Annotated in this window: 12 protein-coding genes and 1 pseudogene; all 13 read left to right on the forward strand. The window is 46.6% G+C overall.

Annotated features, from left to right (window positions below):
* Positions 1-2,084: AAA domain-containing protein (locus UF06_RS22955; protein WP_171816781.1), on the forward strand; the 2,084-nt coding region annotated here is incomplete at its 5' end.
* Complete coding sequence (locus tag UF06_RS22960) at positions 2,081-3,589, forward strand: hypothetical protein (RefSeq protein ID WP_045572529.1); 1,509 nt, start codon at positions 2,081-2,083, stop codon at positions 3,587-3,589. The genes UF06_RS22955 and UF06_RS22960, both read left to right, overlap by 4 nt.
* 529 nt (positions 3,590-4,118) lie before the next feature.
* Positions 4,119-4,442, forward strand: a pseudogene (locus UF06_RS25340) (Tn7 transposase TnsA N-terminal domain-containing protein); the annotation flags it as partial.
* 8 nt (positions 4,443-4,450) lie between these two features.
* The gene (locus UF06_RS26645; protein ID WP_045572530.1) at positions 4,451-4,639 is read left to right on the forward strand and encodes an alpha/beta hydrolase; all 189 of its coding nucleotides are present in this window, start codon (positions 4,451-4,453) and stop codon (positions 4,637-4,639) included.
* Between the two features lie 280 nt (positions 4,640-4,919).
* The gene (locus UF06_RS23280; protein ID WP_171816782.1) at positions 4,920-6,509 is read left to right on the forward strand and encodes an aspartyl/asparaginyl beta-hydroxylase domain-containing protein; all 1,590 of its coding nucleotides are present in this window, start codon (positions 4,920-4,922) and stop codon (positions 6,507-6,509) included.
* 48 nt (positions 6,510-6,557) lie between these two features.
* Positions 6,558-6,860 (forward strand): hypothetical protein, encoded by a 303-nt coding sequence (locus UF06_RS22980; RefSeq protein ID WP_045572531.1) that lies wholly within the window; start codon positions 6,558-6,560, stop codon positions 6,858-6,860.
* 189 nt (positions 6,861-7,049) lie between these two features.
* Positions 7,050-7,409: a hypothetical protein gene (locus tag UF06_RS22985; protein ID WP_242402055.1), complete on the forward strand. Its 360-nt coding sequence runs from the start codon at positions 7,050-7,052 to the stop codon at positions 7,407-7,409.
* A 10-nt stretch (positions 7,410-7,419) separates the two neighbouring features.
* Complete coding sequence (locus UF06_RS22990; RefSeq protein ID WP_045572533.1) at positions 7,420-7,938, forward strand: tail fiber protein; 519 nt, start codon at positions 7,420-7,422, stop codon at positions 7,936-7,938.
* Between the two features lie 14 nt (positions 7,939-7,952).
* Positions 7,953-8,492, forward strand: coding sequence for a tail fiber protein (locus tag UF06_RS22995; RefSeq protein WP_045572534.1), 540 nt, complete (start codon positions 7,953-7,955; stop codon positions 8,490-8,492).
* A 237-nt stretch (positions 8,493-8,729) separates the two neighbouring features.
* Positions 8,730-9,932, forward strand: coding sequence for a S8 family serine peptidase (locus UF06_RS23000; protein WP_171816783.1), 1,203 nt, complete (start codon positions 8,730-8,732; stop codon positions 9,930-9,932).
* Positions 9,933-9,948: 16 nt separating this feature from the next.
* Positions 9,949-10,479 (forward strand): GNAT family N-acetyltransferase, encoded by a 531-nt coding sequence (locus UF06_RS23005; RefSeq protein WP_045572538.1) that lies wholly within the window; start codon positions 9,949-9,951, stop codon positions 10,477-10,479.
* A gap of 19 nt (positions 10,480-10,498) precedes the next feature.
* Positions 10,499-11,614: a TIGR03032 family protein gene (locus UF06_RS23010; RefSeq protein WP_052702621.1), complete on the forward strand. Its 1,116-nt coding sequence runs from the start codon at positions 10,499-10,501 to the stop codon at positions 11,612-11,614.
* A gap of 218 nt (positions 11,615-11,832) precedes the next feature.
* On the forward strand, positions 11,833-17,503 hold a 5,671-nt coding region (locus UF06_RS23015), incomplete at its 3' end, for an Ig-like domain-containing protein (protein ID WP_226972521.1).

Below are 17,503 nucleotides of genomic sequence, written 5' to 3' on the forward strand. Positions count from 1 at the left end.
TGTTCGAACAGGGTTCGCCATTCTTGGTTAGTGCGTCGTTTGGCCATTTCAAATCTCCTTTGGGTTGGAGGTTTGATCTTATTATTCGGGCTAGACGATTAGAATGCGGGGTTTATGATGCGCTTACAATACGCAGCAGGTCTTCTCGAGACTTAAGACTCAAAGCATTAAATCGGGTAATAAGTAAGAAGTCAGTTTTGCCCAACCTTGCTACATATTTCGATGTTAGACAAAAGCCTGAGCTATATGAAATGACTGAAAGACCTAGTGTCCAGAGGCTACGTGAGCTATATGATGTTCCAGGTCAAGAGGCGAACAATAAACAACTTGAAGCTTTTCAGTTTTTGGTGGGTCAAGGGCCTGTTGGTGTTTTACAAGGACCGCCAGGAACAGGGAAAACAACTTTTGTCAGCAAGTTCATTCACTATCTGTTTGAACACGCGGGAGCTAACAATATCCTCCTTGTAGGACAGCAGCATTCTGCGGTGGATAACGTGGCAATAAAGGCACGTGAGCTTTGCGCTGACAAGGGACTACAGTTGGATACCATCAGGATTGGTAGTGAGTCATTAATTGATGATCGCATGTTACCTACTCACACTAGAGCCTTACAGCAGAAAATCCGTCATAAATTTCATCGAGAATATGACATGCGAGTGAGTGCATTATCTGCAAGGTTACAATTGCCTCATGAACTTGTTCAAGAAGCTACACGCTTACATAGATCTCTGGCCCCTCTTCTAGTTCAATTGGGTCAATATGAAAGAGAGCGAGAGAAACTAATAAGAGTTGGCGGTGAAACTAATGATGCAAATGCAGAACGTCTAGCTGTTCTGATGAGTAACAGAGACCAAACTCTGCATATCATAGACACTATTGTACGAAAGCAATTCGATAGCATCGTCGGAGATATGCCAATAGAAAGCTCTCTATTGCTGGATAAAGTACTTCATATTTTGGCTCAAAGTCATGGTGTGAACAACCCAGCGAAAGTAGATCGCCTTCACCGATTACTCACTCTAAGTCAAGAGTGGCTGGATGTGTTGCGTTCTGGTGAAGCGGGTTATGAGCGCTTTATGCTAAAAACAAAGCAATTAGCTTGTGGAACTCTTGTCGGTGTAGGTCGTCGTAGTCTCGAACTTGAACATACTCAATTTGACTGGGTTATAGTTGATGAAGCAGGTCGTGCTCAAGCTAGCGAGTTGATGGTAGCTATGCAAAGTGCGAAACGAATTCTATTAGTTGGTGATCACAAGCAGCTACCTCCATTCTATCAAAATGGCCATATCAAACACGCCAGTAAATTGCTTGAAGTTAGCCAAGAAGCCTTTCTAGAATCTGATTTTGAGAAAGCTTTTGAAGCTTGTGATGGGGTCACATTAGATACTCAATATCGAATGATTGAACCTATTGGGGACCTCGTCTCTGCCTGCTTCTATGCAAATGATATTGGTAAATTGCACACAGGACGCCCACCAGCTAAGTCTTGGTATAATGAGTTACCATCGCCTTGGAACAAAGGAGTTAGTTGGATTGATACTACATCAGAACAAGGAGAGAAAGAGGCGAACCCAGGGTTTACCAATCAACGTGAAATAGACCTATTACTACGCTCCCTTCGTTCATTAGTAGATTCTGGCGCGGTTGATAAATTACGACAAACAGTTACCACGGAGCATCCTCACCCAATAGGCATTATTACTATGTACAGGGCACAGAAATACGAAATTGAAACTCAACTAAACCAAGCTGAGTGGATGGGACCATTAAGAGATTTAATAAGAATTGATACCGTAGATTCATATCAAGGGCAAGAAAACAAAATCATTATTCTAAGTTTAGTTAGGGACAATCAAAAAGCGATTGAAGGATTCCTACGAGACGGACCAAGAATTAACGTGGCTATTTCTCGAGCTCAAGAAAGACTAGTTATTTTAGGCGCTAGCCGAATGTGGCGTAAAGATAATAACGATTCTGCGCTTGGGGCAGTATACGAATATATTGCGGGAAATGCCCACAAAGATAATAGCCATTACCAGTTGATTACAACTCAAGAATTCAATAAGGAAGCGGAGCCTGCATGATCACCCATTCTACTGATACTAAAACGCGCTTGGGTAATAAAATAACAATACTAATCCCTGCTCGAAAATACATTATGAATGTAGCTTGGACAGAAGAAAAACCTATACCTGCTATAGAGTTATTTGCCTGTAGGCTGCTAGTCCTCTTCGAACGTATGTCACCTTTTGAACTTAGAGAATTCTTTGGGCTATCAGAAAGAGAAGAAGAGGAACTACTTAACTCTCTCGAAGATAAGAGATTAGCCACATTGGATAGTCAAGGCTACCTAATGCCGAGTCCATTATTGCTGAGTCAAGCCGGACAGGGTGAAGGAGCACCGATGCTAGTAAAGTACAACGAGCAAACAGAGCACGTTGTATTTGATGCGTTTGCCTTAACTGTGCGCAAAGAACAGCGCTTGGGTCGTTTGATGTTTGGACTACCCGAATTACCAATGCCAGAGAGCTCAAAAGACTTAGGAATGGACATAATCATCGAAGAGTTTGGTAGGCAATTTAGAAGCTACTTAGAAATAAGTCGACATAATGAGCATGAAAGGCAGCGAACTCAGTTATATAAAGTTATGGGCGGCAGCCCCAGTGACTTACTACAGTTACCTGTTGATATAGAATTCACATATCAATACGCGCAAGGTGAACCCAAACAATGGATACGTTCAGTCGAAAGATTAGGCTCTAATCAAACACGACCATTGAGCAGTGAACTAGAGTCACACATAGCAGATTTCCTTGGTTCTAATTACATTAATGAAAGCGGTTCCGATGCGGAAACATACTGCCAGCTAGCAAAAGATGATGTACTAAAACGATTCACAAAAGGCTATCAAATAGATTACTCGGAGTGGATGTTTGCTCGAGAGGAGAAGAAGACTGGCTATGGCTCTCCAAATACACGAGGAGTTTTTGGTCCTATCTATCTATATGAAAATCGACGAGAAGCAATAGAGTGGATTAGAAAAGCTCTTCGTCTTCATGAGGATATAACAGATCTTAAAGCTCTTTGGATACCCGCAAATGTACCTTTTTGGGGGGCTAATTCAGAGGATTTGGATAAATTTGTGCAGGAACTAAAAAAAGTTTTAGAAACCAAAAGCGAGAATTCAAAAATTTCACTAGTGCACCAAGGCGAGCATTGGAATGTTCGAAGTCATTTGCGAAATATATTTCCATATGGGTTCTCGACACCAATTGAACACGATAGGATCGAACTGCTAGTTGTTCCTGGTATATTTGCTCTCGTCCAGTACCATGGACAACCAAATGCAGATAGTGGTGTGAGTGTACCTATTGGTTATATGACAACAGAGCCTGAACGTGTAGAGCATTTAGAAAAAGTATTTCGTTCTAAAATAGGCGATTTCAAGCATTTAAACTCTAGCTGGCCTAGTTTTATGAAAGCAAATGAAAGTGCTGTATCACAGGGAATTATTCCAGAAAGTTGGACGGATAAAGCTCTATTTAGGAAAGCAAATAGAAACAGACCGATACTTAGCTTAAACAAGTAATTTGAGCTAAGTTAGCACAGTTAAGCAGAGGTTAGAATATAAACTGTCCAAGTGTTCAACTATAGTATCTTATTTCCAATAAGATGACGGAATGACATTAACGTTGAATAAATTGCCCCTGCGATGCAAGTGCTTAAAGCTTCAGAATACTTTTACTAATCTGTTATGATCGTGTTAGTGCAATTGTTCTAACACGATCATGTCTAAAACCTTGTTAAACGTATGCTTATGGATTTCCAATACCCACGATTATCTACGGTCATTGATTATGATGTAGTAACTTTACAACTTAATATTTCGATACCTACTCAAATATGCAGACTTTTGATGCAATCTTATGCGAACTTAGGCTGCAAATTTCTTCGCAACTACTTGAAAGCTAGTTCTCGTTATGAAGACTTATGTTGCAAGCATCACAATGTGAAGCCTGCAATATATGTTCGCATAAATTGCAGGCTTTCTTCATATTTGCACCATAAGTTTTCACAGTCTATTTTTTTTGTCGGTTTACAACAAAAATCACTTGGCTATGTTTGACCAAGCTAAGAAATCATCTCACGTACACAACATCTGCAAGTTCATGATCTTGAAGAATGATGATGCTGTTGTTCGCACTCTTTCCATTTTGGAATTCGATTTCTGTTTTCACCTCGAATACAACCCAAACATCAAGAGTTTTACCTCTCAACCTTTTGGCTTCCACTATCAGTTCAATAACCGCAAGTGCCGATATACTCCTGACTTTTTAGCAATAGGTCATAATGAGCAATCAACATTCTTCGAGGTCAAACACTCTAGCCAGATTCTTAAACCTGATTTTAGGGAGCGCTTTGAAGAGAAGCAGAGAGTAGCGTTTGTCCGGTGCTGTTTATTCATGGTGAGAAGGCGCACTCTCGTTATTTCAGTGAAACCGCTTTCGAAGCGGCTGCAGAGCCAAAAGAGCTGATGATTATCCCGGGAGCCAACCACACCGATCTGTACGACCAGATGGATGTGATCCCATTTGACAAAATGACCTCATTCTTCCAACAACATCTGAGTAAAAGCTGAAGTTGACTTTGCGAGTCGATGGCGAGCTCGCGGGATGAATAGGTCGAAATGAACATTTTTTGATAGACAAATCATCTACCCCGAAAAAAACCTGCCTTGCTTCCCCCCGAGCAAGGCAGGTTTTTTGTTTGTAGCCAATGAGCCCAAAATTATGATCTTGCTTCAAATGTGAGAAAGGTTGCACATATTAAAAAAGTTGCTCATTCGCAGAGCAATTCATTGCGCATGTCTAACTATGAGCTAAGTTTTTATGCATGATGACTTTTAATGGTTGGTCGGTGTGGATAGAGACTACTATCGCTTGCGGGACGATTTCCTCCCGCTGGCTCAGATACAAAAAACGTTAGGCGCACTGAACGAGTCTGACTGGGTCAGTCACGTCAATCGGGCTTGCTATGAAGGTGGGTGGCAAGTTTACCCGTTGCGCGGATTGGCAAAATACAGTGAAAGCTCGCCCATTTTGCAGTCATTTGCTCTGGAAGAGTCGCAAGGCGAAGGAGACTACGTCAATTACCCTGCAATGAAAGTGTTTCCGGAGCTGGAAGTTTTTCTCTCTCAGCTTTGCTGCCCACTCCTCTCAATTCGGCTTATGCGTCTGATGCCCGGCGCGGTGATCCACCCACATCGTGATAGGGGGCTTTGCTTCTCAAATGGGCAGGCGCGCTTGCATTTATCTCTGACTTCAGAGCCCGATGTGGAGTTTATAGTGAATGGTGAATCAGTGCATATGGCACCTGGTGAGCTGTGGTACTTGAACGCTGATTGTGAGCACGCGGTGTATCACCGTGGGGAAATTCCCCGTGTTCACTTGGTGATTGACTGCCTAGCCAATGATTGGCTTAGGAACGCGTTAGGTTTGCCTGAGCATCGTAATTTGTGTGATGACACATTAGCTGAACGGCAAGCATGGTTGTCGCAGTTGACCAAGCAAATCGTGTATTGCGCGCCACAAGCACGCTACACATTGCGACAACCTGTAAGAGAGCTGGTGACCAGTTTCGCTAATCTGGTTGAGTTGGATCTCAACCCGACCATGTTTGTTGATGACCACTTTACGATGACCAATCATGGAAAAGCGGTGTCGATGCTGGTGGCGGCAAAATGTGGTGAAGAGTTTGCTCGCACGGCGGCGTTCCTTCAAGGGATATATCAAGCGATTGAAGAGAGGCAAAAAGAGGGCCGTACTGTATCCGTTCTATACGCAGGAACGGGCCCTTTTGCGACATTACTTCTACCCTTGATGAGCCTCTACTCGGCCAAACAGCTTCAAGTCACTATGCTCGATATCCATTCCACTTCACTCGAAAAACTAGGTTCATTGGTCAGTGCTTTTGGTTTGCAAGACAGAGTTGAAAACTATGTCTGCAGCGACGCAACTGATTGGACTTCTGAGCAACGTTTTGACCTGCTCGTTTCGGAAACGATGAAAGCGGCGCTCGATACTGAACCGCAAGTCTCGGTGTTTTCCAATCTCGTTTTGTTGCTTAAAGAAGAGGGTGCCCTGATACCACAAACGGTTGAAATGCACCTAAATGTTGTTGATCAACAGGGAAAAAGAACTCCCCTCGATATCTGTTCTCGGTTGGATAAGCAAGCTACGGAGCTTTTCAACCAAGGGGATAAAACGGCGTTAGATGTCATTGTTCAGTGGCCATTCGAAACGAACCATCAAGCTATTGAAATCTGTACTGAGATTCAAGTCTACGGGGAACACTGGTTGAGAGGATATGACTGCAGTTTAAATCTGCCATTTCACCTCCCTTTTTCATCAGAGCAACAGGCACATTTGGCAAAGCCTGATCTCTGTCAATGGCAACTCAATTACCACGTCAGCCAAACGCCGGGGTATCGATTAACGGCATTGAGATAACTCACTTGCCGATTGTAAGTATGTTTGTAGTCAATAAAGGGTCATCTAATGGAGAAATACAATTTTGAAACATTGAGTACATTGCTTGGGCAAACATTGCGAACCCGAGTGGATGATACTGAGGTCGAGGTGGAAATATTGGATGTAGCGCGCACGGCTACTCATGGTGATAAGTGGGATGCTTTTGCACTTTATTTAAAACACCAAAATGACGATGTGATGTTTAATCAAGGTATCTACGAGTTCAGTCACCCAGAACTGGGCACTGCACAATTATTTGTATCACCGAACTCTCACGAAGAATTAGAAATAATTTTCTCGCGCCGGATTCAACCTCAATCAGAGCAATAAGGAAGAACAATGGAACCGTATCTTGGTAATATTCAGATGTTTGCGTGTAATTTTGCGCCTAAAGACTACGCGTTTTGTGATGGTAGCCAAATTACAATAACTCAGAATCCCGCTCTCTATTCACTACTTAACACTACATTTGGTGGAAATAGTACGACCTATTTTAATTTGCCTGATTTAAGAGGAAGGATGCCAGTTCAATCTTCACCTACGCTACTCCAAGGTCAGCAGGGCGGAGTGGAAACCGTCTCACTCACCTTGCCGCAATTGCCTATCCACATCCACTTGGTCGGAGTGACCTCAGCAGAGGGAGATGCATTTCGCCCCAATTCGCCTAATGGTTCCAAACCGACCATTTTTGCGGGTGTTGCTGGTAATGCCTTGCCTGCTTATGGCGATCTGGAGAGCACGACTGCGCCATTAAATTCACTGACGATAGGCGATGCACCTAGCAGTAACAACGTGGGGTTGCCGCACAATAACGTTCAGCCCAGCACCGTTATTCATTTCTGCATTGCTTTAAAGGGCCTGTATCCACAACGTAATTAAGGAAAGTCACATGTCAACTCGATTTATGTCAGAAATTACCTTATTTGCTGGTAATTATGCTCCTCAGAACTGGGCCTATTGCAGTGGAACTCTTCTCTCTGTTGCTGGCAATGAAGCTTTATTTTCTTTGATTGGTAGCTATTTTGGAGGAGATGGTCGAAGTAGTTTTGGTTTGCCGGATTTACGAGGGCGTGTCGCCGTTGGATCTGGCAGTGGTCCAGGTTTGACTCCTCGTGTTTTAGGGCAAGTATTTGGCACTGAAGCCGTCACATTAACGGAAAATCAAATCCCCGGGCATACCCATAGCTTCAATGTTTCTACTGTTGAGGCCGATAGCACACTCCCCTATGGACAGGCCTTAGCCTCCGCCAATCAATATGTGGCCGTGCAAAATGCAGATGGTTTGGCGTCGATGAAGAGCAGCGCCATTCAAGAAGCAGGAGGCAACGGTGCGCACTATAATATGTCACCATTCTTAGCTCTGAACTTTATTATCTGCACTGCAGGTGCTTACCCCACAAGAAATTAACTGAGGAGTTAACGATGAGTGAAGCATTTTTTGGCGAAATTATGATGTTACCCTATACGTTCTCGCCTGTAGGATGGGCCTATTGTAATGGGCAGACGATGTTAATTTCTCAAAATCAGGCGTTATATGCTGTTATAGGCAATTTATATGGAGGGTCTCCGGGGCAAAATACGATGGCAGTACCTGATCTTCGTGGTCGATCGCCCATCTCACAAGGATCTGCGCCCGGTTTGACACCGAGAACACTTACTCAAATCGGTGGTCTTACAGAAGTGACATTAACTGACTCGCAGATGCCCAGTCATACACATCAATTGAGAGGAAAGTCGTCAGCGACGGTGACATCCGATCCCACAGGGGCAGTGCCATCAATCTTGAGGGACGGCAATGGGACTAGCATTGATCGCTACAGTACATCAATAGAACCTAATTACCCCATGAATGGGAATGTGTTGGGTGTTGCAGGTGGCAGTGTTGCCCATGAGAATCGTCAGCCTTTTTTAGCGATAAACTTTTTCATCTGCATTGACGGTGTGTTCCCATCAAGAAATTGAGGTTGTTTCTAATTAAAGCAACAAAATCGCGGATAGCCCCACTGTTATTGATTGGTCGGGGTTATCCTGTTTTCGGTTTGTCGCGACTCCCAGAACCGTTATATTGGTACGGAGAAACATAAGTGTAATGGTGCATTTTTGAGACGAAGTATGTTAGCAGTAGTAAGAATAGTGTCTCGGATGGTTTTCGGCCTTTGGCTTTTTATACCTCATATGGCCGCTGCATGGCCAAACGAGATGACGGTGCAGTACCACAACCGAGGGGTTACGCTATCCTTGGCAGCAGTGACCTCTGGGGCTCCTGAATATACCCATGCCAAATTGGGCGAGTTTGTTTTGAGAATTGAGGATAGGCTGCTTGTTAAGCATTTAAGCAGCGTTGAGTTGGCGAGCTTGGATGAGCTCAATGGCTATCCTGTGATGCCGTTGGTGGTTCTGCCTGATGGGGTTATGTGGAGCTTAGTTAAGCTGCCGGGCCCGAATGAAGTAGTAAGCCTGGCCAATACTCTGCCGACAAAATCGGGCATTTTACTCGCAGAACCCGATTTTCTTCAGCGTGATGGAGCCACGTTGCAACATCGCACAAATTCCGTCCCTTTCGCTGAGCCCAAACACTTTGTTCGTCAAGCATTACAACTTGAAGATTGGCCACCCTTAGCAGGTAAGGGCATTAGAGTCGCTGTGATTGATAGCGCATTTGATATTACAGACAGCGCGCTCAATCTATCCGATATATTACTAAATTATGATACGCATCTACTTGACACTGCTAGGGACAAACAATCCGCCTCAAGGACAGTGTTTAATGACCCCTATCATGGCAACGCGAGTTTGTCTTTACTATGGGGAAATGGCCGTGATTCGTTAGGCTTGGCTCCATTTGCTACACCGATATTAATTGAGAGGAGTGTTAACTGGGGTTCTGAGGTGGCTTTTGCGCTGCAATTGGCCAGCTCCGCCAAAGCGGATGTGGTTGCCTGCCCTTGGACACTGCGTTTTACTCCGCAAGTTGTCTCTGATGCGGTAACACTGCTGACTAAATATGGCAGAGAAGGTAAAGGAACCGTGGTCGTTGCAGCAGCAGGTAACACCAGCTTTCCGATTGACAACTCATTTAGCTTCGCCGCAGAGCCAGAGCTGATAGTGATCAATGCGGCAAGTTCAGGGACGATGTGGCCTGCAAAAAGCCAACATATTGGTGTTACAATGCCGGTACCCTATCTGATTAAGCAGCAAGGTCGAACGATTTCTTACAGCGGGACGTCTGCGGCCAGCATTGCCGTAAGTGGTGTAGTAGCGACATTGCTGAGCATTGGGCCAACTTTTACCGCTCAGGATATAAAGCATTTGTTGATCCGCTTTTCTACCCCAGAGCTTAACGTCACCAATTTGCTGAAGGAAGTAGAAGCAGAAATAAAGAAAACAACCGTTGATCAATAGCATAGGGAGAAGTGCTTTGAATTTACATCAGTTAAACTTACCTGCGGGTTTGCACGTCCGACCCGCAAGAGCGAATGACAATCCATTCTTAGAAGTTTTACATAATGAAAAGCGTAGCGATTTACGCCTCATTGATGCAGAACGTGACTTTGTAGAATCGCTTATCGACATGCAGTTTCGAGCGATGAATCAAGGTTATGGGGAGCAATTTCCCAACGCACTCTATTTTATCATTGAGTACCATAGTGAATCCGTCGGCCGAGCAGTGCTGGACTTTACAGACAACCATGTCCACTTAGTTGACATCGCTTTTCTACAAAAGGCGAGAGGTCATGGTCTTGGAGAGGCAGTAGTACGGTCATTTATGTACTCTTCCAATCAGCTTCGGGTACCGATGGTCCTCTCCGTTCAACAGTTAAATCTGGCGGCAAAGCAGCTATACCTCAAGCTGGGTTTTAGAACCTATAAAATGGAATTACCGCACGAAAAAATGATTTGGTATCCACCGACATTAGTCGTCAGACGTGAAGTCAACACAACAGAATAACAAAGGAAAGGACCGCCGAATGGCAGAGAATCGCGAATACCAAAGTGATGCACAGATATCCGACTCAGAAGAAGCTAAAGAATTTGAGGTGACGTACTGCGAGCGTTTCGCTCCACTCCTTCAAGCGCTCAATTCGAGCCTCATTGTAAGCTCCTATTCGGCAAATAGCCTCTTGCTTTTAAGCAGCTCAGACGGAGAAAATATCCACGTCAGCTCCGTTTACGTTCCCCGTTTGTTAGGGATCGCCATAAATCCTGAGCAGAATAAACTGACCTTTGCCGCTTATGGGCAACTGTTGCACTACCAACGTCTTGAGAATCCGCATCAGCACAAAGTACTGGAAACGTTGAACAAGGAAAAAGACGTGTTCTTTGTGCCTTGCAGTTCCACGGTGACGGGGTTTCTCAATACGCACGATATGGCGTACACCGAGCAAGGGTTAGTTTTTGTCAATAGCAGCTTCAGTTGCATCGCTACCACTCACCCAGAGCGCAGTTTTAAACCGCTCTGGCAACCACCTTTTATCTCCGAACTGACACCCGAGGATCGATGTCACTTGAATGGCATGGCTGTAGTTAACGGCCAGCCTGAATTCGTCAGTTGTTTTACAAGTAGTGATGCAGCTTACTCATGGAAAAGCGAGTTAAGTCACCAAGGCGTGATTATTCGTACAGCAGATAACCTCATTTTATGCGATGGGTTAAGCCTTCCTCACTCTCCCCGTTTCCACCAAGGAAAGTTGTATTTCTGTGAATCCGGTGCGGGCCGACTGTGGTGCATTGAGAATCCTTACGCAGCAAGCAAAGACGAGTTGAACATCACTTGTGTGGGCGAATACCCCGGTTTCACCCGCGGGCTAAAGTGTGTGGGGGATCTCGCTCTGATGGGGCTTTCTCGGCTGCGCCCCGCAAAAGATGGCAGCAAGCGCAATACGGATATGCCTATTTTGCAAAAGCAAGAGGAAACCTGGGGCGGTATTGTCGCCGTGGATCTGCGTAGTGGTGAAATGGTAGCGCGCATGCAATTTAGTGAGGAAGTGGCGCAAATTTACGATGTCGATCTGCTGGCGGAGAGTGTAAGTCCACACATTTTCGCTTGGGATGCCGAAGAAGTCAGTGAAGTGTATCTTTTTTAATTATTTTTGATCGATGTAACATTTGTAATATTAATGTTATGCAATCAGTGGGGCGTAATTGCATCAGTGTTACAGTATGTATGTATCTTTAATATTCTCGCCCTATGTCAGTGCAAACGTAAAGCGTGTGGCCGCTGTCTCTCTGCGGTTACACGAAAATACAGGTTGGCTAGCTTAGAAAGTTGAGATCATCAACTCAAAAATTTACAGGACTGATTATGTCAAAATCGTTTCGTGTCTCCCCGCTTGCTAGCGCGATAACGCAGCTGTTTGGTCGCTCAACGCCTGCCGAAGGAAAAGTTTCCTCGCCTAGTTCTCACATGGCGCCTTCATTGCTTTCGTTGGCAGTGGCTGGCGGAATGGCCTTTGCCTCACCCAACGTCGTGGCTGCAATAACAGACACTCAAGAGTTGAATGAGCCGAGTGCCGTTGTGCAGCAGGCCGATTCGCACAGTGTACAAAGGTCGGAATTCGATCTGGATGCATTCCTGCGATCAGCCAAACGATTTAATCAAGGCAGCCGCTTGCTTAAACAAGCCAAAGGGCAGTTGGCGAGTATTTCTCCTAGCCAAAGCCCACAATCTCAGTTTGTTGGTGGCGCAAAAGCGGCGGGGAAGGCCAATGCGGCGGCAAGTACTTATTGTCAGCCGGGGGCCGGTTCTTGTTATGGTGGCAATTATGACGGTGATGCTTGTAATACCAACGATGATTGCTTTCCTCAGACCGACCATGCGCCCACAGCGAGCAACGTCACGTTTAGTGGTAACTTGCAAGTTGGCCAAACGCTGACTGGCTCCTACAGCTATAGCGATAGTGATAGCGACACAGAAAGCGGTACAACATTTAAATGGTACGCCTCTGACACCAGTGGTGGCTCAAACAAAGCAGCGATTAGCGGCGCAACGTCACAAACCTTTACGCTTACCGCTAGCCAAGTTGGTAAATTTATCAGTTTTGAAGTTACACCCAAAAATAGCAAAGCGACGGGCACTGCAGTATCAAGCGCAATTAACTCGACTGCGGTAACGGCGCCTGATAGTGCACCTACAGCAAGCCATGTGAGCTTTAGTGGTACGCTGGCTGTTGGGCAAGTTTTAACTGGCTCTTACAGCTACAGCGACAGTGATGGCGACACAGAAAGCGGTACATCGTTTCAGTGGTATGCATCGGATACCAGTGGTGGCTCAAATAAAGCCGCTATAAGCGGTGCAACGTCACAAACTTTCACGTTAACCTCGAGTCAAGAAGGTAAATTCATCAGCTTTGAGGTAACACCGCAAAATGCTAACGCTACAGGGAGTGCTGTAGAAAGTAGCATTAATTCAACCGCCGTAAACAGTAAGCCAGTGGTGGATTTACAAGGCAGTGGTGGTAACGACACCACTGCTTCGTTTCCCGAGGGCAGTGGCGCGGTTAGCATTGCGCCCAATGCAGCCGTGACCGACGCAGACAGTGATACCATCAAAACCATCACAGTGACTTTGACCAATGACCAAGACGGTGCAGCGGAAGGGTTGAATGTAACTGCGGCGGCGCAAAATGCACTCGATGGTATTTCGGGGGCGTCAGACATTACCTTGCAAGATACCATCAGCATCACGGGGGCCACCGCCACCGCTGCGCAAGTCGCTACTTTCCTCCAAGCCATCACCTACAACAATACGTCCAGCACGCCAAATCAAACGGCGAGAGCCGTGACTGTGGTGATTAGCGATGGGACGAACAGCAGTGTTAGCCGTACGTCCACCATCAGTGTCAGCAATGTCACCGCTGCCTCATCAAGTGCGGCTGGTTTTAATACCACTAACGGCACCAACTTATCGCCTGCCATTAGCTTTGGTGACGATGATGAAACGCTGACGATATCGAACAGTGCGCACGCGGCAGGTTCTACCGCCGATGGCGGTGCAGGCACGGATACACTTGTTGTAACAACTGGCACCGATTTGTCGACTCTCACCTCTCTAACCAACTTTGAAACGTTGACGCCAGATAACGATGGTTCGCTCACCTTAACGGAAGCGCAGCATGAGAGTTTTACCACCATCAATGGGACCGGAACCAACCAATTTACCATTAGCAGTGCAGACGGTGATGGCGTGCTGTCGGGTGATGCCAATATTGAAACGTATGTACTTAATGCCGCGTTGACTTTCACTTTAGGTGATGCAGCGCAAAATGTGACGGGTGGCAGTAGTGCTATTACGGTTAAGACTGGTGCAGTAACTGCTTCTGGCACATTAACCGGCAGCACCAATAGCGATACTTTAGAGTTGGCAAATGAGGCGAATATTGCAGGTGCTACGGTAAGTGCATTCGAAACCCTTTCATTAGACAGTGGCGCATCGGTCACGATAACAGAAGCGCAGCACGATAGTTTCAGTGCGATCAGTGGTGCAGGCACAGAACAAATTACAATTTCGACCGTAACCGATGGTTTTACTGCGGCAAGCAGTATTGAAACCTATGTGTTAGGCGCGGCGAATACCGTCACCTTATCCAGTGGTAGTCAAAATATTACCGGTAGTAGCGGCAATGACACCATTGTTGCCGGCAGTTCAACACTCACTGGTGTGCTAAACCCTGCCAGTGGTATAGATACACTGAGTCTCTCCAGTGGTGCTGATATCTCTGGTGCCACGATAGTTAACTTTGAAAATCTGACTTTGGCGGACAATGCTTCTGTGACCATGAAAGCCAATCAGCCTTCAAAGTTTGCAGGAACGATCACAGCGGCTGGGTCAGAGACAATCTCGATTACAGGTGATGGCAATTTCACGACCTTAGCCAATGTGGAAAGTTTTGTTGTTGGGGATGAAACAACTAACACCAGAACTATTACTCTTGCTACTGGAGGGGCATCGGTTTCCGCAACCTCGGGAACCGATGCAATCACATTTGACGCTGGTTCTCTGACCCTGACGGGCACACTTTCTGGTGAAAGTAGTGTGGCTGATACACTCTCACTTTCAAACGGAGCGAATATCGCTGGTGGTACGTTAAATAGCGTTAACAATTTAACTCTAGCAAGTGGTGCAAGCGTGACCGTGACCGCCGCTCAGCATCAAGCGTTTTCTGGTACAGTGACCGCGACGGGAAGTGAAACGATTTCCATCACTGGAGATGGTGATATCACCACCTTGTTTGACGTTGAGAATTATAGTCTGGGTGATGCAAGCAATAACACTCGGACTGTGACAATCAGCAATGCGACGACCAGTGTCACCGCAGATTCAAGTACGGATGCTGTCACGTTTAATGTTCAGGGCAGTGGTTACTCAGGAACGCTGACGGGTGATTCGGGTGTGGGAGATACCGTGCTTGCATCAACAGGAGCCGATCTCTCTTCGGGTTCGTTCCTTAATATCGGTACGCTGAGCTTAGCCAGTGGTGCAACCGTGGCTATCGATGCGGCCAACGTCAGTGACTTTAGCACAGCAATGAGCGGATCCAGCGGCTCAGAAACGCTCAAGTTAATGGATGGCGGTACCTTCGACTTTTCAACCACTAGCGTATCTGAAATTGAAAACCTCGCTATTGGTACCAACAATAACTTCACAATAACGCTGACTGATAATTTTGATTCAAACGGCAATCCCGTAACCGTAACAAACGCCAGTGGCAGTGCGATTGTAGGTAATATCAGTTTGAATGCCAGCGCCCTGAGCGGCGATGCCTTGGTTATCTCCGCAACCGACTTTAATGGTGCCGATACTTTTGTCGGTGGCAGTGCGGTGGATACCATCAGACCGGGCGGTGGCACAGATTCAATGACAGGCAATGCTGGCAATGATAATTTTGTCGGCAGTGCGTCAAATCTCTCAGGCGACACCATTACGGATTTGAGCGTCGGCGATACTATCACGCTAACTGGTGTGACCGGGCTCAGTAAGAGTAATGTGCGTTTTAATGGCAGCAATGTTCTGCAAATCGATACCAACGGTACCGATTTCTCTGGCGTTGAAGTGGCGATCTCACTTTCGAATAGCCCAGCGGCTTCTTTAGATTTCACGGTTGCAGACAGCGGTAGCGATACCTTAATCACCTTTATTACACCGAATGATGCACCAACGTTTAGCGGCCTCAATGGCGGTAATACCTTTACCGAAAATGGCAGTGCTGTTGCTATTGATGACAACGCAACTGTCGCGGATACCGAGCTAGATGCACTCAATAGCGGCTTGGGTAACTACAACGACGCCACACTAACCATTGCGCGAAACGGCGGAGCGAATAGCCAAGACATCTTTACTAATGGTGGGCTACTCGGTGCGCTCGCTCAAGGCAGCAGCTTTACGTACAACGATACGACTGTGGGTACGGTGACCACTAATTCAAACGGAACGCTTGTTTTGCGCTTTAATAGCAACGCAACATCAGCGATTGTTGATTCAGTATTGCAGGCGATTTTCTACCAGAACAGCTCAGAAGATCCCGCTACCAGTGTCACTCTGGACTTTACGTTTAATGATGGAACGGCCAACAGCACTGGCATCAATCAGGCCGTGGTCAACATAACGGCGCAAAATGACGCACCAACGGATATTTCGCTTTCAGCGACTTCGGTGAACCAGTCAGCAACAGGAAGCGCTGCTACAGTTGCGACCGCGAGTACCACCGATGTGGACAGTGCAGACTCTCACACCTACAGCTTGGTTGCGGCAAGCAGCAGTACAAATGGAACCTGTAGCGCCAGCACGGGCAACGACAGTTTCCAATTCACAGGTAGTACCTTGCAAAGTAAAACGGCACTGACGCCCGGAAGTTACAGCATTTGCGTGCAAAGCGATGACGGTACCACCACTTTCCAAGAGTCCTTCACCATTACCGTGGTGGACAACGTGGCGCCGGACGCGCCGTCAACACCGGATCTTGATGCCGCCTCTGATACAGGTGCATCTAATACCGACAACATTACTAATGACACAACGCCAACCTTTAGTGGTACTGCGGAAAGTGGCGCGACCGTTACCTTGTATAGCGACCAAGTCGGCGGTGGCGCTACTTCCATAGGTTCCGCAACCGCAACTGATGGCAACTGGCAGATCACGACCGACGAATTAGCGGCGGGAGTGACGCATGTAATCACCGCCAAAGCGACGGATTCGGCAAATAACGTCAGCAGCAGTTCTGGTTCGCTGAGTGTAACGATTGACACCACGGCGCCATCCGCGCCAAGTACTCCAGATCTCGCGGCGAGCAGCGACACGGGTACCTCTAACACAGATAACCTGACAAAAGACAGCACGCCAACCTTTACAGGAACAGGTACCACCGGTGACACCGTTACTCTCGTTTCCAATGTCGATGGCACCATCGGCAGCGCTGTTGTCAGCGGTGGCGTCTGGAGCATTACTGCAAGCTCAGCACTGACCGCAGGTGACCACACAATTACAGCGCGCGCTTTTGATACCGCCGGCAATACCGCTGATAGCGCAAGTTTGGCGATTACGGTAGATACCGTTTCGCCAAGCATTGGCATTAGCAGCGACAAATCAGCGCTGAAAGTGGGGGAAACCGCGACGTTGACCTTCACCTTGTCGGAAAGCAGCAGTGACTTCACGGTCGGTGACATTGGGGTAACGGGTGGCAGCTTGTCGGGCTTTACCGGCAGCGGCACCAGCTACACGGCGACCTTTACCCCAACCGCTAATACGACCAGCACGGCGACCATCAACGTGGCGGCTAATACCTTTACCGATGAGGCGGGTAATCACAACACGGCGGCCCCGCAACAGAGCATCAGTGTTGATACACAGACGCCGACGGGCCACAGCGTGACGTTTGGCGATACGTTGTACTCGAATGCGGAGAAAACGGCGGCGTCATTCAGCTTTAGCAACGCGGAAGCGGGGGCCAGTTACAGCTACACCATCAGCAGCTCTAATG

Source organism: Vibrio sp. S234-5, from assembly GCF_000960595.1.
Classification (GTDB): Bacteria; Pseudomonadota; Gammaproteobacteria; order Enterobacterales; family Vibrionaceae; genus Vibrio.